Here is a 26,629-nt window from a genome sequence, read left to right on the forward strand (position 1 = left end):
CCTCCGTCTCGAACGGATCCTTGACCCGCACCCGGGGTGGTGGATGCAGTGGAGACCTGCGACGACGTGTTCGGCGTGCTCGGCGTGCTCGAGGAAGCGACATCGGAATCAGGGGCGGCGACGTCGTTGAGGACGCTGACGGCGGCACGCGGCTCGGAGGAGCTCCCGCCCGGCATGAGGACGACCACCCCGGTGCCCGAGACGGCGAGGACGGTTCCGACGACGGCGAGGATGGTTTTTCGTTTCATATCGGTTTGTCACTGCTTCGGAGTCGAGGTGGGAGGTCTGCCGCACGCCGCCGACCGGACGGGTGCCCACTGCGGGTGGCCCGGTAGGGACGATCCTGATCACGTTGAGTGACGTGAACGCTAACATTCGGGCGCCGCCGGCAACAACGTCGCTTCAGCAAGGCTTCCGTGCACAACCGAGTTCCCGTGCCGCGGTGAGCACGCGCCGCGCCTGGTCCTCCGAAGTCCTGGGCCGGCCGGTGGTTGGGTAGGGCGACTATTTCGGTTGCCGTTGGGGTGGCGGGCGGGTCGGATGACGGGCTGTGAACCTGGCACAAGCGGCCGACCGGCTCGGGTTGGGGCAGTTGCTGGATGTCCCGGTGCTGCTCAAGGATGACGGGCAGAACCCGGTGTGGAAGGCCGTTGCCGACTCCGGCTCATGGGTGGTGAAGATCGTCCAACCCTCGGGTGACTTCTGGCTGCCCATGGCTGCACAGGCAGGGGCGCTGGAAGTCGCCGCGTGGGGGATCGGTGTCACGATGCCCGAGCCGCGATCGACGACTCTGGGAGAAGCGGGTCTGTGGCGACCGATCGGGGACGGTGCCTACGCCCGTGCGGTGCGCTTCGTCGAGGGAGCGCATCCGACCGCGCCGGCGTCCGAACCGTTGGCGGCATGGGCCGGAGGGCTCGTCGCCGACCTTGCGCGGTGCGCGATCCCGGCCGACCCGACCGTCGATGGCGACTACCGGTCGTACTCCGCGGGAGAGTGGGAGGAGTGGTTCGCGCAGGCCGAACGCCTGGAGGTCCTCGGCGCCGAGCACGTCCGCGTCTTCAAGCTGTCGGTGGAGCGGACCGAGGCCATGGTCGAAGACCAGCAGGAGTTGTGGCGATCGAAGTTGGTCATGCATCGCGACATCCGGCACCAGAACGTTCTGACCGGCTCCGGTGGACCGGTGCTGTTGGACTTCGACGCCGCTGGGGCGCAGGACCCGTGGTGGGAGCTGGTCTTCACCGCTTTCGGTCTGGCTCGCATCGGCCCAGGGTCGGAAGTGCCCGAGCGCCGTGTCGTCGAAGCGTGCCTCTCCGGGTACGTCGCCGCGGGTGGGGCAGTCGGGGCGGTCGACGAGTCGGCGTTCACCGGCATGTTCGCCGGAGGTGTGGGAGCAGCGGCTTGGCAGCTGTGGATGGCCTGCGGCCACCGGGGTGGGAGTCCGGAGTACCAGGCCGGCTTCGCTCGGGCACTCAGGGAGTCGGTGGGGGCGATGGCCGTGATGCTCGAGGCCATGCCGACCTGGTCCACCTGGCTCAGGTGATCATCCGAGCGGCAGGCCCGCACCGTCGCGCGCTGAGCGAGACACCGCCGATCTCCGTGAACGCGCAGTCGGTGCTGTCGGCCCGTGGGCCGGGACCGGCCATCCGGCCCGCCACGACCCGCTCGTAGCCGGCACGCGTGATCCGATCGCCCGGGATGTCGCTGCCTGACGTCGGCAACACCGCTGATCAGACAGGAGTCTGACGCCAACGCTGGTTCGTGCTGCCGGTGCAGGTCCACTGGACGAGGCGGGTGCCGCTGGTCGTGCCGGCCGAAGGGACGTCGAGGCACTTGCCGCTGGCGCGGTTGACCAGTGACACGGTGGTCGCGTCGATGGTGCGCACGGTCCACTGCTGGTTGTTCCCGCCGTGGCAGCGCCACTGCAGCACGCTCGCGCCGTTCGCGGTCGAACCGCTGGACACGTCCAGGCAGGAGCCGGTGGCCCGGTTGATCACCTCGACGTACCCGCCCGGCTTGGCGCGGAGCTGCCAGCGCTGGGACTCCGCGGTCGACGCGGTCGCCTGCTGGACCGCCGACCCCGAGGTGTCCAGCCGCAGGCCGCTGTGCTGCGCGGTGAAGGCGGCGAACGGCCCCACACCGCCCGCGGTCTGCACCACCGTGCGGATCGTGCCGTCCGGGTTGTGGTGCAGGCGGTCCATCACGACCGACCGCTTGTAGCCACCGCCGCCTTCACCGGCGTTCTTGTGGTACGCGACGTACCACTCACCCTGGTACTGGAAGATCGACTGGTGGTTGGTGCTGACGTTGACGTAGTCCAGGACGACGCCGCGGTAGGTGAACGGCCCCCTCGGCGACGAGCCGGTGGCGTAGTGGATCTGGCCCGGCCAGCCGGTGGAGTAGGTGAAGTAGTAGGTGGTGCCGACCTTGTGCAGGTGCGGCGCCTCGCCGTACTTCGTCGAGCCGGTCAGGCTGACGTCGGTGATGGGCCCGGTCGTGGACACCATGTCCGCGCTCAACCGGACCACCTTCGGCGTTCGCGTGCCGAAGTACATGTAGGACGAGCCGTCGCCGTCGGTGAAGATCATCGGATCGATGGGCTCGTCGCCGACGTTGGTGTCGCGGGCGCGGTCCACCAGCGCGCTGCCCCGCGCGTCGGTGAACGGACCCGTCGGTGACGACGAGACCGCCACGCCGATCTTGGTCCGGTCCACGGGGAGGTAGAGGTAATGGCGGCCGTTGCGCTCAGCCGCGCCGGGGGCCCACGCGTACTGGCTCGCCCAGGAGAAGCCCGCGATGGAGAAGATGTCGCCGTGGTCGGTCCAGTCCACCAGGTTCGACGACGAGTAGGACCGCCACGACTTGGAGTCCCAGTAGGTGCCGCTGTTGGTCTGGTCGTCGGTGACGTAGAGGTGCACCCGCCCGTTGAACACGTGCGCGGAGGGGTCCGCGATGAACCGGTCGGGGATGATCGGGTTCGCGGCGCCCGCCTGCGGCACGCCGATCACCATGGAACCCACGAGTGCGCCGGCGGTCAGGACGCCGCGAAGGACACCCCGGCTCCCGCCACGACGTTTTCCCACCTCATGTGCCGGCCGCGCCGCGAGATCCGGCCGGTCGACGCGTGAAGTCTTGATGGTGATCACTCCCGATCCGCGATGTGGGTTGGTCTCCGTCGTGGTCGCGAAGCTGGACGTCGGCCCCGCGCTCGGCGTTGCCGCCGTCTCCGGGCACTCGCCGACCAGTGGCAACGTGTTGCTGAGGGGCCGGCCGGTCGCCGAGCCGCGGCGGTCTCACACCCCCGGACGTGAGGCCGCCGCAGGGGCCGTTGGTCGACGAGGCGTGCGTTAACGCTAACACGCAGTGGCAAGATCGGCTATATCTCGTGCCCGGACACCGGGATCCGCAGCGAAGCTGGATAGTTAGCGCTAACATGCTCAAGCGCGGTCGGCCTGATCAGCAAGTTGAGGCGTGCCACAGTCGCAGGGATTCCGGCCTTGTGGCGCGCAGTCGGGTCAGTTACCTGACCTGGCCGGACGGGTTCAGGCGTCATGTGACCGGCCAGTCGACCAGCAGGGCAACCGACCACGCGTTGGCGACGCCGATGCCGGGCAGGCTCACCCGCAGGGCAGGCCGCTGGTCCGACCGAGGTGAACTTCCACCGCGGTGTATCTGCGGGTGGTGTCGCAGATCCTCTACGTCGGACCCGGCGAGGGCCGGGCCACGGGTGCCGCATCCACCTCGGGAGTTCCCTTGACCGACTTCGACAGCATCGCCGCACAGCGACCCGCCACGATCGAAGAGGCGATCCCCTGCATGCAGGTCGCCCTCCGGTACTTCCACGAGCGCAACGACTACCGAGCAGTGTTCTTGCGGGCGTACTACATCATCACGCTGAACGTGCACGCGGCCGTCCACCGGCGAGGCGACTACAAGAGCCCCATCTTCTTCGACGGCGATTGGGTGCGGGCCCAGGCCGGCCACTTCGCGTCGCTGTACTTCCGGTCGCTGACCACGTTCGACCGGGATCCGGAGTCGGAGCGCGCGTGGAAGGTCGCTCACCGGATGGCCGAGGACAAGTCCTCCACGGTCTTGCAGGACCTGCTGCTCGGGCTGAACGCGCACATCAACTACGACCTCGCCTACGGCACGTTCCTCAACCTCCGACAGCACGGGGACGACGCCGGGCACCTGCTGCTTCCCCGCCGCAAGTTCGACCACGACCAGGTCAACAACATCCTGGTCCGGTCGATCCCTCAGATCGCCGAAACGCTCACCCGCGACTACGGCGGCGGCATCACCCTGCTGCGCAAGACGCTGCGCGGCCTGGACGTCGTGCTGAGCGGTACCGGCCTGAAGCACTACCGGGAACGCGTGTGGTGGTCGGCGATCTCGTACCTGACCACCACGGACGAGGAAGAGGTCAACCTGGTCCACCAGAAGCTCAACTGGGAGTCCGCCCAGTTGGCCAAGCTGATCGCCGACCAGAGCGCGTGGAGCCTGCCCGTGCGCACGATCGGCCGCGCGATCCGCAAGGACGACTACAGCCGCATCACCCTGGAGAGCCCGGCCGCCGCGTGACACCCACCAAGTCCGCCGGACGTTCACCCGATCTCAGGACGCCGGATCCCCGCCCTCCGTCCACGACGCGATGGCGCCGCGGACGGAGGGCGTGGGGATGAGCGGACCTCGTGCACGTCGACGGGCTACTGCACGGGGTTCCAGCCGTCGCCGCCGGCCAGGTACTTCTGGGCGGTGTAGTCCGCCGCGGTCGCGCTGCTCATCTGCGGGCGGTCGCCGGTGCCGGTGGTGGCTCCGGCACCGGTGTTGTCGTACTCGTTGAACCGGCAGGTCTTCCAGGAGAAGCCGCCCATGTCCTGCCAGGCTCCGGCTTGGCGGATGTGCCCGCCGAGCGTCGAGTCACGGACCAGGACCTGACCGATCGCGTCGGCCGCGCCGCCGGCGTGCCAGCAGCGGCCCAGGGCGACGGTCCGCGCCGCAGCCGAACTCGTCACCGTCGACCTGGTGATCAGGATGCCGTACCGGTTGGAGGAGTGGGTGGCCGCGGCGGTGATGTAACCGTTGTTCGTGCTGCGGCGGTCCAGTGAGCGGATGGTCGTGGAGTCGATGACCAGGGCGCCGTTGCCGTAGATGAAGTCGACCGCGCCTTCGATGTAGCTCTTGTAGACGTACTGGCGGACCTGCGAGCTCCCGGTGCCGCCCCAGGACAGGAACGTGTCCTGGTAGCCCAGCAGGCGTACGTTGCGGTAGACCTGCCGGTCGCCGCCGGCGTACAGGGCCAGTGCCTGGCTGTCGCGCCCGGCGTACGTGTTGGCGATGGTCAGCCCCGTGACCGAGGTGTTCTTGGCCAGGTTGAGCACGGTCGCGCTGCCCGCGGTGCCGGCCGTGGACGCGGGGGTGTTCCCGGTGATCACGACGTCGGTCGAGGTCCCGGTCGTACCCCGCAGGGTGATGCCGGACTTGCTCGACGGGATGGACACCTGACCGCGGTAGGTGCCCGGCTTGACGTTGATGACCGTGCCGGGCGCCGCTGCCGCGAGCGCGGCCTGGATGGTGGTGTGATTCCCGGAGCCGTCAGCCGCTACGGTGATCGTGGCGGCGTGCGCGGGGGTGGTCAGCGCGATGGCGGCCAGCGGTAGTGCGGCGAGGGCCGTGGCGCCGCGGACCACGACGGTCCGGCGTTTGCCGTGCAGGGACATGTGGGAACCTCTCATCGATCTTCGAGGACGTCGCCGAAGACAGGGGACGGCGGTGATCCTCAGTACGGTGCGGTCCTGGGCCAGACGATCGCGCTGGTGGGGATGGTGGAGGTCAGCCGCCGGAAATCGGTGGACCGCATGACGCCCTGGTCGCGCAGGGAGGTGGCGACGAGCCGGGCGACCTCGATCGCACCGAACGCCTGGAAGTGCGTGTTGTCCTGGACGCCGTCGGGGTAGTTGGGGTACTGCCCGGCCGCCAGGTGCATGAAGTACTTCTTCGTTCCTTCGACGCCCACGCGGTTCCACAGCGCCGTGCTGGACGCGGTCAGGTCGATCAGCGGCACGCGTTTGGCCGCCGCGAGCTCGCGCATCGCCGCCGGGTAGGCGCCGTGCGACGGGGAAGTGGTCCCCGCGCTGGTGAATCGGCGTCGTTCCACGGGCGTGACCAGAACCGGGTTCGCGCCCTTGGCGCGGCTCTTGTCGACGTACTGGGAGAGGTACGACTTGTACGTCGTCGACGGCTCGGTGTAGCGGGTCGGGTCGTCGATCTTCTCGTCGTTGTGCCCGAAGGAGATGAGGAGGTAGTCACCGGGCTTGATCCGAGCCAGGATGTGGTCGAGCCGGCCCTGGTCGATGAAGCTCTTGGAGCTGGCCCCCGACCTGGCCACGTTCACCGCCACGGCGTCGGAGGTGAGGAACACCGGCAGCGCCTGCCCCCATCCGGCCCTGGGAGCCTGTGAGGACACGTAAGTGGACGCGGTGGAGTCTCCCGCGATGTAGACCTGAACCGGGGTCGCCGCCGAGGCGGTCACCCCCGCGACGGCCAGGGGAACGATCGACGAGGCTGCCACTGCGCCGATCACGGCGGCACGTGTGCCGAGCCGTCGGCCCGTGAACCGTTGCCACATCGGGCGTTTCAGGAGCATGCGCGGACTTCCCTTCTGGACGCGGACGGCCGAGGAATTCCCCGGGACCGACGGGCCGATCAGCGTGCCCGTTCTCGGCGGCGGAGGAAACAGGCCGACAGGCACCAGCGGTCACATTCGAAGTGAATTCGACGGGCGCTGATCGTCGGCGTTCGTAGTATGGAGGGGCTGTGCGCATGTCACAAGAGCCGACGCCCGGTTCGTCGCATATCCGTCGGCGTTCGGGTAATTGAGACGCAAGTAGTGGTTTCTTGTAGGTCGATCGGGTTCGGGCGCAACTCGAGCTACCCCGCCCGCCGCGCGAGTAGTTGCCGTAGCCGAGCACGTTTCGCCGATAGTTGTTGTACAGATGCGCGTAGGCGACGTTGTCGGTGCTGAGTCGCGCCGGTCGGTGTCGTGGATCCGGTTGTGGTGGATCGTTATGCGGGCGGTGGTGTTCTCGGTCAGACCGATGCCGAGGGTCTCGTTCGACGGCATCGCGGTGTGCCGATGGATGGCTCGGGGCGGTGGTGGCAGTTCTTCGAATCGAACTGTTCGGCGGGTTTCGGGTTGCCCGTCGATGGCCGCGCGGTATCTCCGGAGTCCTGGGCTGTGCGACTTCACCATTGCCTCGGGCAGTACCAACTGCACGCGCCGTTGGGAAGCCGGTCGGTCGCGTTGCCCTGCCTCCGGCGTGCCGAGCTCGCGGCGTGTACGGGCGCACGCCGAGGCGACGGCCCATCTCAAGCGCGCAGCCGCAGCGATCCAGGACATCAGGACGCTCGCGTTCCCTGACGACCTCGGGTAGCCGTCCCCCCGTCCGGCTTACGTGCCTACCCGCGTGTCCACAGCGTCACCGTGCCGTTGGAATTCGCCGTGGCCAGCATGGTGCCGTCCGGGCTGAACGTCAGGTTCTCGACGTGGCCGCGGCCCTTGCCGGTGAGGGTGGCGCGTTGGTCGCCGGTGTCCACGTCCCAGAGGACCACCGTGTTGTCGATCCAGTTGCTGGTTGCGACCACCTTGCCGTCCGGGCTGAACACGACCGCGGTGAGGCCCGAGTCGTGGTTGAGGGCCGTGCGTTGCCGGCCGGCGGTCACGTCCCAGAGTCGTACCGTGCGGTCTCGGCTCGCGGACGCGAGGAGGCCGTCCTTGCTGAACGCCACGGCCCGGACCTCCTCGGTGTGCCCGGTGAGATCGGCGATCTGCCGACCGTCGGTCACGTTCCACACCCCTACCGCGTTCTCGGAACTGGCGGACGCGACGAGCCTCCCGTCCGGGCTGAACGCGATGCGGGCGTACCGGCTGGTGCGCCCGGCCAGTACCGCTCGCTGCGCGCCACCTGCCACGTCCCAGAGCCGGATCGTGTTGTCGGCGCCTGCGGAGGCGAGCAGCGCGCCGTCCGGGCTGAACGCCACGCCGCCGACACCGGAGGTGTGTTCGGCGAGGGCGGCGCGCGGCTGGCGGGTCGCCACGTCCCAGAGCCTGACCACGGTGTCGTGCCGTTGGCCGGACTCGTCGAGGTCGGCGCAGGAGGCGAGGACCTGCCCGTCCGGGCTGAACGCCACGTCGGTCAGCCCGTGCTCCTGGGCGGTGAAGACGGCGCGTTGCAGGCGCCGGCGCACGTCCCACAGCCTGATCGCGCGGTCCCCGCCGCCGGTCGCCAACGTCTGCCCGTCCGGGCTGAACGCCACGGCGCTGGCCACCCCTTGGGCGTGGCCGGGCAACTCGGCGTCGAGGCGGAACGAGTCGCCGTCGCCGGGTGGCTCGCTCGGGGACGTCACGACGGGTTGCCGGTCGTCGTCTTCCGGCCACAGGACCGCGACGGCGATGCCGAGCCCCGCCACGCCGACCAGTCCGGTCGCCCCCAGCAGCAGCCGCCGCCGGGTGAGACCCCGCGGACCGGACGCGCCGGGTCGGTACGGGGGTGCCTGGCCTGCGGGCGCCGGTGCCGCCGGTGGGAGGGGTCGGGCACCCGCCTGGCATCGCTGGACGATCTCGGCCGGTGCAGGTCGCCGTCCCGGATCTTTGGCCAGGCAGGCGACGATGACGCTCCGCAAGGGCTCCGGGCAGCCGGACAGGTCGGGTTCCTGCTCCAGGATCCGGTACGTCACGGCGTGCGAGTGACCGCCGCCGAACGCCGACCGGCCGGTCACCGCGAAGTACGCCAGGACGCCCAGCGCGAACACGTCGGCCGCTCCGGTGACCTCCTGGCCGCGGATGTACTCCGGCGCCAGGTACGCGGGCGTTCCGGTCAGCACACCGGTCCCGGTCAACGAGGTGACGTCCGCTGCTCGCGCGATGCCGACGTCGATCACCAGCGGTCCGTCGCCGGTCAGCAGCACGTTCGACGGCTTCAGGTCCCGGTGCACCACCCCGGCCGCGTGCAGCGACTGCAACGCCTCCGCCAGCCCCGCCGCCAACCGCAGTCCGGTCTCGCCGGTCAACGGCCCCGACTCGGCCACCACGTACTGCAGGGAAGCCGCGGGCACGTACGCCGTCGCCAACCAGGGCCGCTCCGCACGGACGTCCGCGTCGACCACCGGCACGGTGTACAGCCCGTGCACCAGGCGAGCCGTCGCGATCTCCTGCTCGAACCGCCGTCGAAAGCCGCTGTCCCCGGCGAGTTCCCGGTGCACGACCTTCACCGCCACCGCGACCCCGGCGGGTGTCCGTCCCAAGTAGACCCGGCCCATCCCGCTCGTGCCCAGCACGGCCTCGACCCGGTACGGGCCGACGGTCTCCGGATCACCCGGCTCCAGTCCGCGACGCGGCGGCACGACGACCGGCCACCCCACACCACCCGGCTGCGCCACGACTACACCTGCTCCCACAGCAGCACCCGGGCGTCGAGGCCGGCGGACGCCAGCAGCCCCGTCGAGCTGAAGGCCACGTCGTTGACGCCGAGGTCGTGTCCGCCGAGGACGGCGAGCAGCCCGCCGCCGGCCACGTCCCAGACCTTCAGCTCCTCGGCGGCCGTGGCGAGCAGCCGACCATCCGGGCTGAACGCCAGGTCGCGGATCGGCTTCTCGTTGCCGCCCAACACGGCGTTCTGCTGACCGAGCACCTCGACGTCCCAGAAGACCACCCGGCCGCCGGTGCTGCCGGTGCCGGTGTCCGCCGCGGCGAGGACCGCGCCGTCCGGGCTGAACGCCACGGCCCAGACGTTCCCCTCGTGTCCGTCGAGAACGTTGTGGAGCCGTCCCTCGGCCACGTCCCACAAGTACGCGGACCCGCCGGAGCAGGACGCCAGAAGTCGACCGCTCGGGTGGAAACCCACGCTCGCCACGTTCGTGCCGTGACCGGTGAGGACGGCGCGCTCCCCACCGCTCGCCACATCCCACAACCGCACGGTCTTGTCCGCGCCGGCGGAGGCGAGGAGCCGACCGTCCGGGCTGAACGCGATATCGGCGATCTCACCGGTGTGGCCGGACAGGGCGGCCCGGATCTCCCGGCTCTCGACGTCCCACAGCCGCACCGTCCGGTCGTCAGCGGTGGCGAGCAGCCTGCCGTCCGGGCTGAAGGCCATCCCGAAGGTGGGCCTCGCCTGCCCGGTGAGCACGGCGCGCTGCTCGCGACCGGCCACGTCCCAGAACCGCACGTCCTCGCCGCTCATGCCGGCGAGCAGCAAGCCGTCCGGGCTGAAGGCCACGTTGTTCACGCTGGCGGTGTGGTCGGTGAGGGTCCCGGCGAGGCGGAACGGACCGGTCACCACGGACGGGACGTCGCCGTCGTCCGAGTTGCCCGGCCAGAGGGCCGCGATGGTGATGCCGAGCCCAGCCACGCCCGCCACCACGCCGCTCGCGCCCAGCAGCAGTTGCCGCCGAGTGAGGCCCCGCGGACCTGACTCGCCGGGGACGTGCGGGGGTGGCGGAGGTCCGGGCGGGATGACAGGTCGGGTGACCACCGGTTCGGTCGGCTGCACGGTCGGTTGCACGGTCGGCGGTGGGCTTGCGTGACCGTCGCCGCGGGTGGTGACCCGGCACCGTTCGACGATCTCGGCCGGAGCGGGCCGCTGCCGCGGGTCTTTGCGCAGGCATTCGACGACGATGTCCCGCAGCGGTTCAGGACAGCCCTCCAGGTCGGGCTCCTGCTCCATGATCCGGTACGTCATCGCGTGCGCGTGACCCCCGCCGAAGGCCAACTGGCCGGTCACCGCGAAATACGCCGACAGCCCCAGCGCGAACACGTCCGCGGCCCCGGTGACCTCGTCCCCCCGGATGTACTCGGGCGCCAGGTACGCCGGTGCGCCGGTCCGCGTCACCGACGTGCCCTCCACGGCGTGCGCGATGGCGTAGTCGGACAACCGCAGCCCACCGGCGATGAGCAGGACGTTGGACGGCTTGAGGTCCCGGTGCACCACGCCCGCCGCGTGCAACGACTGCAACCCCTCCGCCACCGCGGCGACCAGCCGCAGCACCGTCGCCGCGGAGCCCGGCCCGTGCTCGGTCACCGTGTGCTGCAACGAGGGTCCGGCGACGTAGGCGCTCGCCAGCCAGGGCCGCTCCGCCCGCGGGTCGGCGTCCACGACCGGCACCGTGTACAACCCCTGCACCCGCCGGGCCGTCGCCACCTCCCGTTCGAAGCGCGCCCGGAACCCGCCGTCCGCGGCGAACTCCCGGTGCACGACCTTCACCGCCACCGCGCCCCCGGCCGGTGTCCGCCCCAGGTAGACCCGGCCCAGTTCCCCTTCGCCCAACACCCCCTCGACCCGATACGTCCCCACCGTCGCCGGATCACCCGGCTCCGGGGCGCGATGCGGCGGCGCCACCAGCGGCCACCCCGATTCCACACCACCAGGTAACGACACCCGACCGACCTGCCCTTCGCCCTACTGCCCGGCGGGACGACACCGCACCCCTCGAACGGACCCGAAGATCCAACCTAACGGAGTCCGCTCCGGCCTTGGGCGCTATCGTCCCGACGCCGACAATCTCACCGGTCCGGTCCCGACCGGCCGCTTGATTGCCGAGGAAGCCTCGGATTGGTCGAACCGGCCTGCGTGATCCCGCGTTGTCGGCCGGCTGCGGTCGTGACGTCACGCCCCAGTGATCAACGCCCGGTGCCGGTGGTGAGGGGTGCGGGCCACGCGGCGGGGTCCGTCGCGTCGACCGGGGCGGTGGGGCACAGGACGTAGTGGCGTGGGGCGAGGGCGTTGAAGCGGTCGGGTAGTGCGGCCAGGCAACGGGCATGGGCCTGTTCGGGTGTCCGCACGGCGTCGGTCGCGGTCAGGTAGGCGACCAGGTCGCGGCCGTCGACCGAGCCGAAGATGCGGGCCGTCGAAGGCGCCAGGGCTTCCTCGAGCAGCTGTTGCACCTCGGCGAGGTCGACCCAGCACGAGTCGACCAGCACCCAGTCGGGCGTGCGGGCGATGGGGTCCAGGCCGGTGACCTCGCGGACCCGCGAGGCGTCGAGGTCACCTCCGGCCGCACCCACCAGCAGGCGCTCGACGGCCAGCAACAACGACTCCATCTCGGCCCGCGGCACCAGCCCGGTGTCCGCGCTCCACAGGTCGAGCCGGACCCGGCCGTCCACCTCGGTCAGGCCGAACCGCACCGGTGTCCCGTTGTGGGGCACCGGACGCCACCGCAGCTCCGTCTGCCGCAGCGCGGCGGTGAACTCCTCCGGCCGGTGCTTGACGCCCGCGGTGACGCCGGACCACGACTCGGGCACGAGGCTGTTGAACAACGGGTCGTAGGAGAAGTGCATACCCCGTTCGTGCTGGATCCGCTCGTCCCACGCGCCACGCTCGACGCCGTCGTACCGGCCGTGCCTGCTCGCCTCCAGCACCGCGGCCCACGTGTGCTTGACCAGCGCGTCGAAGCTCCGGTCGCCGACCTCGACGGCGACGAGGTTGCCCTGCGCCAGGGAACCGACGAAGTCGACCAGGTGGCGGTCGAAGCGGTTGCTCGACAGCGACGGGAACACCAGTTCGCGGTAGCCGGTGCGCCGCGCCAGCACCGCGCACGTCGCGGCGAGCACGACGGAGGACCGGCTGGACCGGGTGCGCGCCGCCACCTGTCGCACCGCCATCGCGGCGGCCGGGGACGACAGCTCCACCGCCAGCGACTCGCCGGACCGCGTGGCCCCCGGCAGGGCGAGCAGGCAGCGGGGTTGCCGCCGCGCCAGCTCGCGGACGTAGTCGTTGGCGGCCCGGGTCCGACGTCGCTCGGCGGGCGTCGCCTCCAGCTCGGCTTGGTCCAGCGGCTGGTGGCGGGGTTCGCCCACCTGTCGGCGGTCCGGGTGCGCGAGCATCTCGGCGAACTCGCGCTTGAGCACCTCGATGGAGCCGAAGTCGACGGCCATGTGCGAGAAGCCCGCGACGCAGGCGATGACCGTGCCGTGCTCGTCGGTGGCCACCGCCATCCGCAGCGTGGTGGCCGCCGTGTCGCGCCGTTCCTGCAGCCACGCGAGCAGCCTCCCGGCCACGGCCGAGCGGTCGCGAGGTCCCCACGGACCCTCGCCGAGGGCGCACACGTGGAGCGTGAACGCGCCGGTCGCCGCGACCACCTGACGCGGGTCCTCTCCCCGGACGTAGGTGGTCCGCAGGGATTCGTGCCTGGCCACGAGCACGGTGGCCGTCCCGACCACGTCGTCCACCGACCTCCCGGCGGGCACGGGCAGTTCGACGCGCAGGAACGCGGCGAGGTGGTCGGCGTCGGGCTCCAGCCACTGCATGGTGTTGAGCTGACCGAGGGTGACGGGTCCCTCGGCCGCACGCGCTCCGGTGGCGCTGACCTGGATGGCGTCGACGGGCGTGAGCCGCACGCGCCGCCTGCGCTGACCGGTGTCGACCGAGGTGCTCATCCCTGTCAGCCGATCAACCCGCGCAGCACGCCTGCCACGTCCCCGTCCTGCGGCGTGTGCTCGCGCGTCGCCGCCGACGGCCAGTCCGCGAACGCCGTCCGGTCGCCCGAAGGGCTGAGGAAGACGTCGAGCGGACCGGAGTACGGCCGGGGATCCCAGTCGCGGGCGGCGTCCTCGTTCGCCTGCCAGACGCGCGCCGAACGCCTGGCGAACTCGGGGGTCGCGTCCGACGGCACGAGGTCGAGCTCCTTCCACCGGTCCAGGACCGCGACCGGGTCACCGGGCGGCTGGTCGAACCGGGGTCCGATGTCCAGGAGCTCGGCGTCGACCAGGGCCAGCAGCCGCACCTCGGCGCCGTCCTCGGTGAGCCGGGCGGCCATCTCGTGGGCGACCGACGCGCCGGTCGAACAGCCGCCGAGCAGGTAGGGGCCGGTCGGCCAGGCCGCGCGGACGGCCTCGACGTAGGTGTTTGCCATGGCCCGCACCGAGGCGACCGGGTCGACCTCCGAGTAGAGCCCGGCCGCTTGGAGCCCGAACACGGTGAAGTCCTCGCCCAGCGCCTGGGCGAGCCCGGCGTACGGACCGACCTGGCCGTTGGCCGGGTGGACCAGGAACAACGGGGGAGCGGTCCCGTCGCCGCGCTGGATCTCCACCAGCGGGTCGGACAGCTGCCCGTTGTGGTCGCGCAGCCGGGCCGCGAGGCTCTCCACGGTGGGGTGCTCGGTCATCACGTTCAGGGGCAGTTGGACGCCCAGTTCCTCGAACACGGCGTTGACGACCCGGGCCGCGTCCAGGGAGTTGCCGCCCAGCTCGAAGAAGTTCTCCCGGATGCCGACGACGAACCCGATGACCTCCTGCCACTGCCGGGCCAGCCACAGCTCCACCGGGTCGCGGGGGTGCCGGTAGCCGGTGTCGAGCACATCGTCCACGGTCGGGTTCATCGTGTGGGTGCACCGCCCTCGTGATCGGCGGCGAGCCGCCAGCGTTGGATCTTCCCGGCCGCGGAGCGGGGGAGTCGGTCGACGAACGTGAAGTGCTTCGGGATCTTGTAGCCGGCCAGCCGCCGGCCGCAGTGCGCGGCGAGGTCGGCCTTGCGGACGCTCACCTCGGGCCGCAGCACCACTCGCACGCCGACCACCGACCCGAGGGTCGGGTGCGGCACGGCCAGCGCGACGGCGTCGACCACCGCGGGGTGGGCCAGCAACGCGGCTTCGACCTCGTTCGGGTCGACCTTCTCGCCGCCCACGTTGATCGTGCCGTGGTCGCGGGGTTCGAGGTAGAGGTAGCCGTCGCGGTCGAGCCTGCCGCGGTCGCCCACCGTGGCGAACCCGTCCGGGGTGGTGCGGACGACCTGGTCGTTGACGTAGTCGGAGCGGCCCACCCGCTGGGGGGTGCGCATGAACACGGTGCCGGCCTCGCCCGGCGCGACCGGGGTGCCGTCGTCGTCCAGGACGCGGAGCTGGGTCAGCACGCCGCGCCCGACCGTGCCCGGCCGGGCCAGCCACTCGTCGCCGCGGGCCAGCGTCACGCCGATGCCCTCGGTCGCGCCGTACAGCTCGAAGACCCGCTCGGGGCCGAGCAGGTCGATCCACCCGCGCTTGGTGTCCGCGTCGCAGGAGGCCGCGGTGTGCAGGAGCGCACGCAGGCTGTCGAAGGCCGCCGGGTCCGCGTCGGCGAGCATCAGGATCTCGCGCATGTGCGTCGGCGTCAGCTGAACCCACTCGATGCGGCGCTGCCGCACCAGGTCGACGGTCCACTGCGCGGCGAAGAACGGTTGCAGCACAACGGTGTTCAGGTCCAGCAGCGCGTCCACGAACGCGGTGAACGGCGCCGCGTGGTACAGCGGACCGACGATGAGCTGCCGCTGGCCGGTCCGCCAACCGGTCTGCCGGATCACCAGCGACGGCGTCCGCGCGGGGTCGTAGCGCAGCGGCCCCGGTCGCGCCGAGACCTTCGGCACGCCCGTGCTCGCGCCGGTCGCCAGCAGGTAGGCCGCGGCGCCGTCCCGGGTCGACGGCGGCGTGGCCGACACGATCGCCGCCCCCGGCCGGTTCCCGGCGTCCATCAGGTGCACGTGCCCGTACCGGCGGCCGAGCAGTCCGAACAGGACGTCCCGCTCGGCTGCGGGCGTGGCCGGGTTCAGCGGGAAGACGGGCACCTCGGCCGCGAGCGCCGTCGCGATGCCGGTCGCCGCGGCCAGGGTGTTGGCCGCCTCCACGACGACGCAGGACGGCACGTCCGGGTCGAGCGCCGCCCGCAGCGCGGCCACCGCGTCCGCCACCGACTCGGCGAGTTCCCCCCACGACAGGACCTGCTCGGCCAGATCGGGGTCGAACCCGATCAGGGCCGTCCGACCGGGTTCGGCGCGGGCGATGTCGGCGATCCGCCGGTGCACGGGGAGGGTCATCGCTACCGCAGCATCTCGGCCAGCCGCCGGACGCTGGACGCGGTCATGAACTCGTACACGTCCAGCGGCCGGTCGAACTCCGCTTCGAGGGCCGCGATGATGCCCAGCGCCGACAGCGAGTCGCCGCCCAGCTCCAGGAAGTCGTCGGTCGCGCCGACCGGCCGCACGTCCATCTGCGCCGACCAGATCGCCGCCACCCGCCGCTCGACGTCGTCGCGCGGGTCCTCGAACAGGGTGCACCGGCCGTCTGCGACGGCCGCCGCCAGCTGCTCGGCGTCCACCGCGCCGTCCGCCATGGGGAGCCGGTCCACGACGAACACACCGTTGAGCCCGCAGTTCTCGCCGAGCTGGTGCCGCACGTGGTTGCGCAACACCGGTCCGCTCAGGTACTCGGTCAGCTCGACGGCGGCGACCGTGACGTCACGCCCGTCGTGGCGCACCACGGCGGCGCCCGCCCGGCTCACGCCCGGGTGCGCGGACAGGACGTCGGCTATCTCGGCCACGTTCACCACGGGCGATCTCCTATCAGCAGTTCGGCGACGAGGTCGTGCACCGCGGGCTCGCGCAGCAGGGCGGCGTGGTCCACGTCCAGCGCCAGGTGCCGTGCGCCGTCCACGGGTGGCTTGTGCTCCTTGGAGGACACGAACAACGGCGTCCCGGAGCGCGTGTCGAACCGGCCCTGCGCGGCCAGCAGCATGTACTCCACGTAGGCGGTGAACCCGCCGGTGAGCTGCTGCCGGAAGAACTGGTTGAGCGACAGCCGTGCGGCGACCTCGCCCATCACCGCGTCGTACCGGTCGACCAGGGCGGTGGCGATGCGGGGCAGGTCGTCCGAGTGCGCCTCGACGAGCCCGTCCGCCAGGGCACGCGCGCCGTCCAGCTCCTCGGCGGTCAGCTGGTCCCCGGAGGTCTCCAGGGTGGACGTGAACTGGTGGGCCAGCGAGCCGGCGGTGGTCGCCTCCGCGTCGAAGAGCAGGGTCACCGGGGCCGGTGCGGACTTGGCGACGGCGTCGGCGACGCAGGTGGCCAGCGACGACCCCGCGCAGTACCCCAGCACCGCGCGCACCGGGCGGCCGGTCGTCGCCGCGTCCGCCACCCAGCGGTCGACGCACGCGTCGAGCGGCCCCGAGCCCGGCTGGGCGAGGTGCAGGAAGCAGGCGTCCACCGGGACACCGGACGCCAGGTCCGCGAACCCCGCCGCGGCCCGTCCGCCGGGGAAGTCGAGGCACAGCACGAGGTCCGGCCCGCGATCGGACAGCTGTCGCCAGTGCGTCAGTTCCACTGCCCGACCTCCTGGGTTTCCACGGCCGCGGTCAGCGCCCGGTAGTCGACCTTGCCCCCGGGCGTGTGCGGCAGGCGGTCGACGTGGCGGACCACCACGTGCCGGCTCGGCACCCCCAGCACCTCGGCCAATCGCCGCCGCTGCTGCTCGTGCACGTCCGGGTCGCCCGCGCCGAACAGGTACACCACGTCGTCGTCGCCGCGGACCACGGCCGACGGGTGGTCGGACCGCTCGACCACGCGCTCCAGGTCGTCCAGGCTCGTGCGGACGCCGAGCACCTTGACGATCCGCTTGGTCCGACCGGTCAGGTAGAGGTAGCCGTCGCGCAGGTAGCCGAGGTCGCCCGTGTCCAGGACGTCCACTCCGGGGCCTCGGCCGAGGTCGTCGCGACCGGTCGCGTAGCCGAGCATCAGGCCGGGACCGCGGTAGTGCACGGCGCCCTCGCCGGGTGCGGCCCGGTGGTGCGCCTCGGCGGGCGCGATGGTGATGACGCCGCCGGGCACCGCCGTCCCGACCGAGCCGAGGCGGTCCGGGAGGTCGGCCGGGTCCAGGCACGTGATCCGCGAGGTGGCCTCGGTCTGGCCGTACATGGGGAAGAACCGGCCCTGCCGCCGCTCCATCATCCGCGCCAGCCGCATGGTCAGCTCGTCGCCCAGACGTGCGCCCGACTGTGTCATCGTGCGGATCTCCGTGCGCTCCAGCAGGTTCAGGTGGGCTGGGCCGAACGCCGCGTAGGTCGTCGGCACGGCGGCGAACGACGTGGCGCCCGCTCTGGTCAGGTGGTCCCACATGGCCAGCGAGAGCGGCGTCCGGTCGCTCAACACGATGCTGGCGCCGGACCGGAGATGACTGTTGAGCACCGATAACCCATAGGCATGGGTAATGGGAAGAGTGGTCGGTGCGCGTTCCGCGGCGGTGATGTCCAGTACGCGCGCGATGGCTTCGGAGTTGTCGGCCAGACCGTCGTACGAGAGCCGGACCGCTTTGGGGCTCCCCGTCGTTCCGGAAGTCGACAGCAGCAGTGCGGTGTCCGGGAAGATGTCGCCCGCCGGTTGCGCCGAACGCCTGCGCAGCACCGGCGAACCTCCCGCCGGCTCGCCGGGCACGTAGCCGAGGTCGGCCAGGTCCGGCCCGCCACCGGGACCCGGCACGACGAATTCCGGTTGGTACGCCGAGAGGATCTCGGCCGAGGCCGGCATGAACGCGACCGTGTGGCCGAGGCGCAGTGCGGCGAGGTAGGTCAACAGCGTGGGCAGGTCGCGGTCTCCGGCGCACAGCACCAACGCCTTGGTGTCGTGGCGCAGGGACCGCTCGACCTCGCGGACCAGTGCGGCCAACTCGCCGTAGGACAGCGTCCGTCCGCCGACGAGGTGGACGGCAGGGGACCGCGGCGGCGCCTCATCGTGCGTCACGAGATCCAGCATCGCCGAGGGCATGGCGCACATTCTGCGGCTGTTCCGGACCGCGGTCCATAGCCCGTATTCGGTGCCGGGCTCGTGCTTGACGGCCTCGACCCCGGTGGTGCAGATTCCCGGTGACCTCCCGGAGAGGGGAAGTGCCGCCATGGATTCCGAGATCCGCCAGTTCCTTTTCGACTCGTTGACGGTCATGAAGTACAGCACCGCCGACATGGACGACGACACGGTGCTCGGGCCGGCAGGCGCCGACCTCGAATCGCTCGCCCTGGCCGAGCTCTCGCTGCGGGTGGAGGACCACTTCGGCGTCCGGTTCAACGAGGACGAGGCCGAGCGGTTCGCCGCCATGACGGTCGGCGAGTTCTGCGCCGAGGTGGCCCGGCGCGCGCAGACCGCAACGGCGACGTGAGCACAAGCGTCGCCGTGACCGGGATCGGGCTGGTCAGCCCGGTCGGCACCGGGGTCGAGGAGGTCTTCCAGGCGGTGTGCGCCGGCCGGTCCGCGGTCGTGCGCCCGCCGGAGGACCACCCGCTGCACGGTGTGCTCGACGCCGCCGCGATCGGGCCGGTCATCGACCCGGAAAGCGTTATACCGCCGAAGGAAGCGCGTGTCGTCGACCGCTCGATCGTGATGGCCGTGCGGGCCGCGGGCGACGCCTTGGCCGACGCCGGGATCGAGGTCGGCCGGGACGTCGACCCGTACCGGGTCGCGGTCGTGCTCTCCGGGGTCGGTGGGCTCGGGACGCTCGCGGAACAGGCGGTCGAGCGGTCCCGGCGCGGACGGTTGGGCGTCAGCCCGTTCATGCTGCCCGGTGTGCTGCCCAACATGGCGGCGGCGCGGGTCGCCATCAAGTTCGGCATTCGGGGGTACACCTCGTCGTCCGGCACGGCGTGCGCCGCCGGCGGGCAGTCCATCGGCGAGGCGATGCGCATCCTCCGGTCGGGCGAAGCGGACGTGGTGGTGTGCGGGTGCACCGAAGCGCCGCTGTTCCCGACGTTCGCCGACGCCTTCGGCAACGCGCTCGCCCTCGCCCGGGGCTGGTCCGACCCGGCCATGGCGAGTCGCCCGTTCGACCGGCGCCGCAACGGTTTCGTGCTCGGCGAGGGCGCCGGTGTGCTCGTGCTGGAGCGGCCCGACTTCGCGCGGGCGCGCGGCGCGGCGGTGCACGCCGAGGTGCTCGGCTGGGGTGCGACGAACGACGCGCACCACCCGACCACGCCCCGGCCGGACGGCTCCAGCGCGGCGGAGAGCATGCGGATCGCACTTCGGGATGCCGGACTGTCCACAGGCGACATCGACTACCTCAACGCGCACGGCACCGGCACGAAGGCGGGCGACACCGCCGAGGCGACCGCGATCCGGAGCGTGTACGGCGATGCCATGCCCCCGGTCAGCTCGACCAAAGGGGTTACCGGGCACATGCTCGGCGCGTCCGGTGTGATCGAGGCGTCGATCGGCATCACGGCCATGCGCAAGGGACTGCTCCCACCGACCCACAACCTGGACGACCCCGACCCGGCCTGCGACCTCAACCACGTGCGCGGTGAGGCGGTGCCCGCCGCGGTGGGCGCGGTCATGTCCAACTCGTTCGGCTTCGGTGGCCACAACGTGAGCGTGATCTTCGGGAGCACCGATGGGTAAGCGGATCGTCCACGACCGGGTCGCCGTGCCGTTCTCCGGACCCGGTGCGGGGACCGCGCCGCTGAGCTGGGGCCAGAAGGCCATCCTCCAGGACATGCGGACCAGCGACTGGACCTACAACATCAGCGGTGCGCACTACGTGCCGGACGGCCTCACCGTCGCCGACGTCGCCGAACGCCTTGGCCGGCTCATGAGCAAGCACCCCGCGCTGCGGACGCGGTTCGGCACCGACGACGACGGCAGGCCGTGCCAGGTCGTGCACGGGTCCGGTGAGATCGAGCTGGAGGTCATGACCTTCGCCGACCACCTCGACCGCACCGACGCCGTCGACCACGGCAACAGGTTGTGGCTCAAGTGGATGGCTACCCCGCTGGAAGAGCACACCCCGTGGCCACTGCGCATGGGCGTGATGGAGTACCGGGGCGAAGCCGTGTACATGGTGCTCACCCTCGGCCACATGGTCGTCGACGGCGTGGGCGGGTTGCTGCTCATGACCGACCTCGACCTCGGCGAACTGGTCGGCCGCCCGGTGGACCCGGACGCGGTGCGGCTCGCCGACCTCGCCCGGTGGGAGACGACGCCGCAGGCGCGGCGGGTCAGCGACCGGGCCATGCGCTACTGGGAAGGCCACCTCCGGTCCCTGCCGCCGCTGACGTTCGGCGCCCCGGAGGTGCCGGACTACGAGGCGGGGCGGCGGTGCCGCAACGTGCGGTTCCAGTCGCGGGCCGCCTACCTGGCCGTGGTCGAGATCGCCCGCCGGATCCGCGCGGACACCGGACCGGTGCTGCTCGCGGTGATCGCCACCGCGATCGCCCGGACCACCGGCGTCAACCCCCTGACCCTGCACGTGGCCTCGGGCAACCGGTACCGACCCGGGCTGGCCGACGTCATCGCCTCGGTGGTCCAGAACGCAGTGCTCACCCTCGACTTCGACGGCACGGTGGACGACGTGATCGCGCAGGCCCGCCAAGCCACGACGTCGGCACTGATGCACTCCTACTACGACCCCGACCAGTTGGCGGAGCTGGCCGAACGCCTGGCCGCCGAACGCGGCTACCCGGCCCGGATCACGTGCCGGGTCAACGACCGGCGGTTCAGCACCAGGTCCCGGGCCGACGCGGTGGAGGGGGCCCCAGCCGTGGCGGAGGACGAGATCCGCGCCAGGCAGCCCGAGACGCACCTCCAGTGGCACAAGTTCGTGTACCGGTGGACCGACCAGCTGTTCGTCAACATCGAGGACCACCCGGACACCGTGTACCTCCAGGTGGTCACCGACATCGACCTCTTCCCCGCGGAGCAGGTGGAAGCATTCCTGCACGCGGTGGAGGAGGTGGCCATCGAGGCCGCGTTCCACTCGGACGTGCCGACCGGCGCACGACCCCGACCGGCCGTCACCGGCACCGGATCGAGGTAACGCCGGCTCCGGCCACCGTGGTGCCGGGGCGGCCGGGCCGCCGGCTGCCGGTCGCTCTCGCGTTCCGTGGATCCGGAAGGCCGCCACCGCGACTGCGTCCGCCGATCGCCTCAGCCACGAGCGGGATCGGGAGTGCCCGACAGGACGGCCAGTCGTACCTTGGTCTCGTCCTCGGTGTCCGGCCCGGCGGTCATGACGACGATCTTCCGGTCCGCGTCGCCTTCGGTCATGACGTCGCAATCCACCGTGACCGACCCGACCACAGGGTGTTCGACGATCTTGTGGTCCTCTCGATGTGCGCGACCGCGCCGGCGGCCCAGTGCCATCCGTGGAGAAGGTGTCGCGAGCGAAGTTGCGCGGCGATCCGCCAAGCGCCCACCGACGACGTCCTCACCAGCGTGGACCCGTCGCGCCTGCACCACCTCTGCCTCGCCGTCGAGGACTCGACGCTGCCATCTCCCAGCTGGGTGACCAGGACGTGGAGCTGATCGGCGGGCCCGTGGACGTCGCGGAAATCGGTCAGCGCATCGCGTTCATCACTCGACCGGGCCGCCGGGCCGATCCCGGTGGAAGAGATCACGTGACCGGCGTCATCGGCACCACCGGCCGGCTCGGCAACGCCGTCATCGAACGTCTGCTGAACCGGCTCCCGGCCACCGGCGCCGGCGCGACCGTCCGAGATTCGACATGGCACGCGACCTGGCAGATCGCGGCGGGCGGCCGTCGATCTGGTGCTCGAAGAGTTGAAGTCGGTCTTGAGGTCCTGCGCCACTAAGGACTAAGCGGACGCGACCACGGCGAAGCAGAGGTAGCGCAGTTCCTGGTCGTAGTCGCCCACCAGCACCGTGCTCTCGCGCTCCTCGGCCACGTGCCACCACACGCCCGTGGTGGGCTGCCCGGACGGCGCACGGGTGTGGTCGGGGCTGCCCGGCCACACCGCGGCGAGCGCGTCGCTCAGCACGACCCGCGCGCCGGGATGACCGGCCGACAGGTCGGCCACCCCGAGGCGAGCCACCTCCGGCACGGCCTCCGGCCCCACGTCGGGGTACTGGCGGACATCGGTCACCCGAGTGCCCGCCCCGTCCTCGTACAGCATGGCCACGCCCCGGTGCGCCAACGGTGTCGCGGCCGTCGACTCGTAGGGCAGCGCAGCCTGTTCGACCACGACCAGCAGCGCCCGTCGCACGCCGTAGTCGCGGATGACGCGCAGACCGGTGAACGGCGACGCGCTGCCCTGGTCGCAGATGGCGAACGACATCGGCGTGCCGGGGCAGATGTGGCTGAGGTAGGTCGCGGTCGCCCGGCCCGGCCACACGTCGTGGATCGAGAACGCCAGCACCAGCAGGTCGACGGGCTCCGCCGCGGGCACGACCTCCGCCACCAACGCCCTGGCCATCTCGCCGTAGGAGTGGCCGGACAGGTCGGCGACGGGTGCGACCCCGAACGGTCGGACCAGGTCCGCGAAGTAGTCGGTCACCTGTGCGCGGTGGTCGTCGTCGGCGAGGACGGCGGCGTCACCGGTGAAACCCCTGCGCCCGGCGCGGACCAGGCGCATCACCAGGGCCGGCTGTGGCCGGCGATGAACGTGGCCAGCTCGCCGACGGTCAGCAACTCGTCCGGGCGCATCCGCTCCACGTCGATCTGGATGCCGAGCTGCTCCTCCACCTCCAGCAGCAGCTCCAAGCCGAGCGACGAGCTGACCCCCAGCTCGTCGGCCATGTGCATGTCCTCGGTGATGGGTTCCTCGCGCTCGACCAGCCGCTTGAGGACGGTGGTCATCGCCTGGACCACGCGGTCCCGTAACGCGATGTCGACCTGGGCGTCGGGTGCGGTCATGTCGGCCTCCTGGGTAAGGACGGGGGATCAGTGCTGGAACACCATCGCGGAGAACGTCGCCCCGGCTCCGGCGCCGACGGTCGCGACGAGGTAGTGGTCGCCCTCGCGGAGCAGGTCGCGCTCCCGGGCGGTCCGGTAGTTGGCGAACGCGTCGGTGCAGAAAAGGTGACCGTTGTCCGGCACGTTCGACAGCAGCACGCGCTGCACCGGGAAGCCCATGAGCGTGCACAGGCGTTGCCAGGTCACGACGTTGACGTTGTGCGGCAGGACCAACCGGATGTCGTCCAGGACGAGCCCCGCGTCGGCGACCGCCCGGTTGATCACCTCGGCCAGCGACGGGCGGTACTGGCGTTGGAACTCGTCCTCGCGATCGCCGAACTCGCCGTCGAACTCCCCGCGTTGCGCGCACACGAAGGACAGCATCCGGTCACGTCGCCCGTTGGCGCTCACCAGGCACGCGGACGCGCCCTCGCCGAAGAGCGACGTGCCCGGCAGCAGCCGCGCGTGACGGGTGAACGCCTTCTCACCCGTCAGCACCAGCGCCAAGGCGTCCTCGTCCGGATCACCGGCGAGCAGCCGGCCCGCCAGCTCGACCGCCAGCAGCCCGCTCGCGCAACTCTGTTGCGTGACGGTGAAAGCCAGCGCGTGACCGAGTCCCAGCCGGCGGCAGACGTCGTGCAGGGGGTTGTGCGGGTACGGCACGACGACCGGCATCGCCCGGCCGTGGACGACGTACCGGACCCGGTGCTCCTGACCGCGCAGTTCGGTGAGCCCGTCGGCGGCGGCGCGCAACAGCTCGGCGGGTGACCGGTCCGGGTCGAACCGTACCTGGTCGAGCCCGTGGAACCGCCGGAAGAGCCTGACCTGGATGTCGGTCAGGCCGAGCGGGTCGGCCAAGTCCTCGATGGGAACGCGGAAAGCCGGTGTGTACACCGACACCGCGTCGAGAGCGGTCACACTTCGGGATCCCACCACGTCGTTCCGGGGAACGTCAATGTGTGTCACGATGTTGCGGTGTCGCGGTTTCTGCTGGTTGTACTGCCGCTGCAAGGCCACCTCTACCCCATGCTCGCGATCGGGCAGGAACTCGCCCGCGCGGGTCACGAAGTCGTCTGGTGCGGTCCGGAGGACGTGCTGCGCCCGCTGGTCGGTCCGGATGCGACGGTGCACGCCACCGGCGCACGGGCCTACCGCCGCTACGACGAGACGGGCATGGCCGGGGTGCGGGCGATGTGGGACGGGTACCTGATCCCGTTCACCCGCTTCACCCTCGGCCCCGTCGACGAAGCGGTGCTGGAGCACAAGCCGGACGTCGTGGTCACCGAGCAGTACGCGCTGGCCGGCGCGTTGGTGGCGCACCGGCACGGCGTGCCGTGGGCGACCCTGTGCACCGGCACGCTGGAGCTGACACCGCCGGCCGAACTCCTCGGTTTCGACGACTACGTGGCCGACAAGATGGCGCAGGCGGTGGCGATGGCGGGCCTGTCCGACGCGCCGATCGACCCGCGGTTCTCGCCGCACCTGGTGATCGCCCTGATGACACCCGGACTCGTGGGTGACGCCGAGCTGCCGGACCGCTGCGTGCTCACCGGCGCGGCGCTGGGCGCCAGGCCGAACGCACCCGACTTCCCCTGGCACCGCTGGGATTCGGACCGCAGGCACGTGCTCGTCACGGTCGGCACGCTGGTCGGCCACATGATCGGCGACTTCTACGACCGGGCCGCGGCGGTGCTCGCACCCATGGCGGACGAGGTGCAGGCGATCTTCGTGACCTCCGGCGTGGCCGCGGAGTCCTTCCCGGACAACGCCATCACCGCCGAGCTGGTGCCGATGCTCGACCTGATGCCGAAGTTGGACGCGGTGGTGTGCCACGCCGGAGGTGCGGTCAACGAAGCGCTCACCTTCGGGGTCCCGATGGTCGTCGCACCGGTCCGGGCGGAGCAGGTGGCGCTGGCGCGGCAGGTGGCCCGGTCGGGCGCGGGCATCGAGGTGTCCATCCTCGACGTCACCGTGGCCGAGCTGGACACCGCGGTGCGAGCGGTGCTGGACGAGCCGGACTACCGGCGCCACGCCCGTCGGATCGGGGCGGAGTTCGCCGCCGCCGGTGGAGCCGCCGCGGCGGCGGCCCACCTGGTCGGGTTGGCGTCCGGCACGTGACCACACGCGAGCGGGAGGACGGTCTGGTGGACGGGTCCAGGGTCAAGGCGCTGCCGGGCGCCGAGGAGTTCGCGTGGGCGAGGCAGCGGCGGGCCGACATCCGTCGCGCGGGTGGCGTGCTCGACCTCGTGGTGCCGCTGCGGGAAGGTGGTGGCGGGGCGGCGCTGTTCTGCGCGCCGCCGCTGGTCGGTGCGAGCTGGTGCTACCTCGCGCTGCTGCCGCACCTCGCGCCCGAGCACCCGGTGTACGGCCTGCAACTGCGTGGGCTGCGCAGGCCGGAACCGCTGCCGGTCGACATGGCCGAGCTGGCGCGGGACTTCGCCGACCAGATCAGGCTCACCCAGCCACACGGCCCGTACCACCTGTTCGGGTGGTCCATCGGCGGCACCATGGCGCACGCTATCGGCGAGGAACTCCAGCGGCGCGGCCACGAGGTCGGCCTGCTCGTCATCGGCGACGCGATGCCCGGCCTGCCGAACAGCCTCAGCGTGGCCGACGACAACCTGTGGCTGGTGTGCGACTTCGTGCTCCGCGAGTTCGGCTACCAGCCCGTGGTCGAGCCGGACGACCCCGACCCGGTGCACCGGATGCTGGACGTGGTCCGCGGCCGGCCGGGGTTGGGGCTGCACGAGTGGTCGGATCGCCAGCTGCTCGCGCTGCCGCACGTGATCAGGAACAACCTCGCGGTGGCACAACGCCATCGCCCCGGGCGGGTCCGCTGCCCGGTGCTGTTCCTCTCCGCCACCGAGAGCGAGCTGCCCACCGAGGCGAAGGTGGCCTCATGGGATGACTACGTGAGCGGACCGGTCGACGTCGTCGAAGTGGACTGCCTGCACGAGCACATGCTGCTGCCCGCGCCGGTCGCCCGGATCGGCGCCGCGATCTCCGCACACCTCGCCGGGAACCCGAAGTCGCCCGAACCGGCTGCGGACGCATCCGAAAGTCTTATTGCTACAGGGGATTCGCGAACCTAGTCTCTGGGTAGGAGTCCGCGTCCGCCCCTCGCCCGGTTCACGAGACCTGCGGTCGGCGTCGCAGTCGGCGGGACACC

General features: G+C 71.4%; 24 protein-coding genes. 9 read left to right on the top strand and 15 right to left on the bottom strand.

Annotation, left to right across the window (positions count from 1 at the left end; all coding sequences use genetic code 11):
* Positions 1-39: 39 nt before the first annotated feature.
* Positions 40-360 (top strand): hypothetical protein, encoded by a 321-nt coding sequence (locus AB0H12_RS30385; RefSeq protein ID WP_499627525.1) that lies wholly within the window; start codon positions 40-42, stop codon positions 358-360.
* 190 nt (positions 361-550) lie between these two features.
* Positions 551-1,540, top strand: coding sequence for an aminoglycoside phosphotransferase family protein (locus AB0H12_RS30390; protein ID WP_499627527.1), 990 nt, complete (start codon positions 551-553; stop codon positions 1,538-1,540).
* A 187-nt stretch (positions 1,541-1,727) separates the two neighbouring features.
* Here the strand turns inward: AB0H12_RS30390 and AB0H12_RS30395 are convergent, their stop codons facing one another.
* Positions 1,728-3,008, bottom strand: coding sequence for a family 43 glycosylhydrolase (locus AB0H12_RS30395; protein ID WP_499627696.1), 1,281 nt, complete (start codon positions 3,006-3,008; stop codon positions 1,728-1,730).
* Positions 3,009-3,663: 655 nt separating this feature from the next.
* On the opposite strand from AB0H12_RS30395, the gene AB0H12_RS30400 reads away from it, so the two are divergent.
* Positions 3,664-4,578 (top strand): DUF5995 family protein, encoded by a 915-nt coding sequence (locus AB0H12_RS30400; RefSeq protein WP_499627529.1) that lies wholly within the window; start codon positions 3,664-3,666, stop codon positions 4,576-4,578.
* Positions 4,579-4,703: 125 nt separating this feature from the next.
* Here the strand turns inward: AB0H12_RS30400 and AB0H12_RS30405 are convergent, their stop codons facing one another.
* From AB0H12_RS30405 to AB0H12_RS30450, 10 genes are all read right to left on the bottom strand, one after another.
* The gene (locus AB0H12_RS30405) at positions 4,704-5,717 is read right to left on the bottom strand and encodes a pectinesterase family protein (protein WP_499627531.1); all 1,014 of its coding nucleotides are present in this window, start codon (positions 5,715-5,717) and stop codon (positions 4,704-4,706) included.
* A 59-nt stretch (positions 5,718-5,776) separates the two neighbouring features.
* Complete coding sequence (locus tag AB0H12_RS30410; RefSeq protein WP_499627533.1) at positions 5,777-6,643, bottom strand: rhamnogalacturonan acetylesterase; 867 nt, start codon at positions 6,641-6,643, stop codon at positions 5,777-5,779.
* Between the two features lie 812 nt (positions 6,644-7,455).
* The gene (locus AB0H12_RS30415) at positions 7,456-9,435 is read right to left on the bottom strand and encodes a WD40 repeat domain-containing serine/threonine protein kinase (protein WP_499627535.1); all 1,980 of its coding nucleotides are present in this window, start codon (positions 9,433-9,435) and stop codon (positions 7,456-7,458) included.
* Positions 9,436-9,437: 2 nt separating this feature from the next.
* On the bottom strand, positions 9,438-11,390 hold the full coding sequence (locus tag AB0H12_RS30420) for a WD40 repeat domain-containing serine/threonine protein kinase (protein ID WP_499627536.1): 1,953 nt from the start codon (positions 11,388-11,390) through the stop codon (positions 9,438-9,440).
* A gap of 281 nt (positions 11,391-11,671) precedes the next feature.
* Positions 11,672-13,426, bottom strand: coding sequence for a condensation domain-containing protein (locus AB0H12_RS30425; RefSeq protein ID WP_499627538.1), 1,755 nt, complete (start codon positions 13,424-13,426; stop codon positions 11,672-11,674).
* A 5-nt stretch (positions 13,427-13,431) separates the two neighbouring features.
* Complete coding sequence (locus AB0H12_RS30430) at positions 13,432-14,367, bottom strand: thioesterase domain-containing protein (protein ID WP_499627539.1); 936 nt, start codon at positions 14,365-14,367, stop codon at positions 13,432-13,434.
* The gene (locus AB0H12_RS30435) at positions 14,364-15,833 is read right to left on the bottom strand and encodes an AMP-binding protein (protein ID WP_499627541.1); all 1,470 of its coding nucleotides are present in this window, start codon (positions 15,831-15,833) and stop codon (positions 14,364-14,366) included. Before AB0H12_RS30435 ends, AB0H12_RS30430 begins: the two co-directional genes overlap by 4 nt.
* 2 nt (positions 15,834-15,835) lie before the next feature.
* Entirely contained in the window at positions 15,836-16,345 is a 510-nt protein-coding gene (locus AB0H12_RS30440) for a phosphopantetheine-binding protein (RefSeq protein ID WP_499627544.1), read from the bottom strand.
* Complete coding sequence (locus AB0H12_RS30445) at positions 16,339-17,115, bottom strand: hypothetical protein (protein WP_499627545.1); 777 nt, start codon at positions 17,113-17,115, stop codon at positions 16,339-16,341. The genes AB0H12_RS30440 and AB0H12_RS30445 overlap by 7 nt, the downstream gene beginning before the upstream one ends.
* Positions 17,106-18,527, bottom strand: coding sequence for an AMP-binding protein (locus tag AB0H12_RS30450; RefSeq protein WP_499627546.1), 1,422 nt, complete (start codon positions 18,525-18,527; stop codon positions 17,106-17,108). The genes AB0H12_RS30445 and AB0H12_RS30450 overlap by 10 nt, the downstream gene beginning before the upstream one ends.
* Positions 18,528-18,549: 22 nt before the next feature.
* Here AB0H12_RS30450 and AB0H12_RS30455 point away from each other — a divergent pair, with 22 nt between their 5' ends.
* Genes AB0H12_RS30455 through AB0H12_RS30465 form a run of 3 tightly spaced genes read left to right on the top strand, consistent with a single transcriptional unit; the run spans position 18,550 to position 21,585 of the window.
* Entirely contained in the window at positions 18,550-18,939 is a 390-nt protein-coding gene (locus tag AB0H12_RS30455) for an acyl carrier protein (protein WP_499627548.1), read from the top strand.
* Positions 18,936-20,171 (top strand): beta-ketoacyl-[acyl-carrier-protein] synthase family protein, encoded by a 1,236-nt coding sequence (locus tag AB0H12_RS30460; protein ID WP_499627549.1) that lies wholly within the window; start codon positions 18,936-18,938, stop codon positions 20,169-20,171. Before AB0H12_RS30455 ends, AB0H12_RS30460 begins: the two co-directional genes overlap by 4 nt.
* Positions 20,164-21,585, top strand: a complete 1,422-nt coding sequence (locus tag AB0H12_RS30465) for a condensation domain-containing protein (RefSeq protein ID WP_499627551.1) — start codon at positions 20,164-20,166, stop codon at positions 21,583-21,585. The genes AB0H12_RS30460 and AB0H12_RS30465 overlap by 8 nt, the downstream gene beginning before the upstream one ends.
* Positions 21,586-21,695: 110 nt before the next feature.
* Here the strand turns inward: AB0H12_RS30465 and AB0H12_RS30470 are convergent, their stop codons facing one another.
* Positions 21,696-22,007 (bottom strand): MmyB family transcriptional regulator, encoded by a 312-nt coding sequence (locus AB0H12_RS30470; protein WP_499627553.1) that lies wholly within the window; start codon positions 22,005-22,007, stop codon positions 21,696-21,698.
* Positions 22,008-22,063: 56 nt separating this feature from the next.
* Here AB0H12_RS30470 and AB0H12_RS30475 point away from each other — a divergent pair, with 56 nt between their 5' ends.
* The gene (locus AB0H12_RS30475) at positions 22,064-22,360 is read left to right on the top strand and encodes a hypothetical protein (protein ID WP_499627555.1); all 297 of its coding nucleotides are present in this window, start codon (positions 22,064-22,066) and stop codon (positions 22,358-22,360) included.
* A 3-nt stretch (positions 22,361-22,363) separates the two neighbouring features.
* Here AB0H12_RS30475 and AB0H12_RS30480 read toward each other — a convergent pair whose 3' ends face one another.
* From AB0H12_RS30480 to AB0H12_RS30490, 3 genes are read right to left on the bottom strand one after another with little or no spacing between them, the layout of a single operon-like run.
* Positions 22,364-23,143, bottom strand: coding sequence for a hypothetical protein (locus AB0H12_RS30480; RefSeq protein WP_499627556.1), 780 nt, complete (start codon positions 23,141-23,143; stop codon positions 22,364-22,366).
* The gene (locus tag AB0H12_RS30485) at positions 23,140-23,421 is read right to left on the bottom strand and encodes a phosphopantetheine-binding protein (protein ID WP_499627558.1); all 282 of its coding nucleotides are present in this window, start codon (positions 23,419-23,421) and stop codon (positions 23,140-23,142) included. Before AB0H12_RS30485 ends, AB0H12_RS30480 begins: the two co-directional genes overlap by 4 nt.
* Before the next feature lie 27 nt (positions 23,422-23,448).
* Positions 23,449-24,378 (bottom strand): 3-oxoacyl-[acyl-carrier-protein] synthase III C-terminal domain-containing protein, encoded by a 930-nt coding sequence (locus tag AB0H12_RS30490; protein ID WP_499627559.1) that lies wholly within the window; start codon positions 24,376-24,378, stop codon positions 23,449-23,451.
* A 57-nt stretch (positions 24,379-24,435) separates the two neighbouring features.
* On the opposite strand from AB0H12_RS30490, the gene AB0H12_RS30495 reads away from it, so the two are divergent.
* Both AB0H12_RS30495 and AB0H12_RS30500 read left to right on the top strand, forming a co-directional pair.
* Positions 24,436-25,578, top strand: a complete 1,143-nt coding sequence (locus tag AB0H12_RS30495) for a glycosyltransferase (RefSeq protein WP_499627561.1) — start codon at positions 24,436-24,438, stop codon at positions 25,576-25,578.
* The gene (locus tag AB0H12_RS30500; protein WP_499627562.1) at positions 25,575-26,552 is read left to right on the top strand and encodes a thioesterase domain-containing protein; all 978 of its coding nucleotides are present in this window, start codon (positions 25,575-25,577) and stop codon (positions 26,550-26,552) included. The genes AB0H12_RS30495 and AB0H12_RS30500 overlap by 4 nt, the downstream gene beginning before the upstream one ends.
* Positions 26,553-26,629: the final 77 nt, after the last annotated feature.

The organism is Actinosynnema sp. NPDC023794, assembly GCF_040639675.1.
GTDB classification, from domain to species: Bacteria; Actinomycetota; Actinomycetes; order Mycobacteriales; family Pseudonocardiaceae; genus Actinosynnema; species Actinosynnema luteola.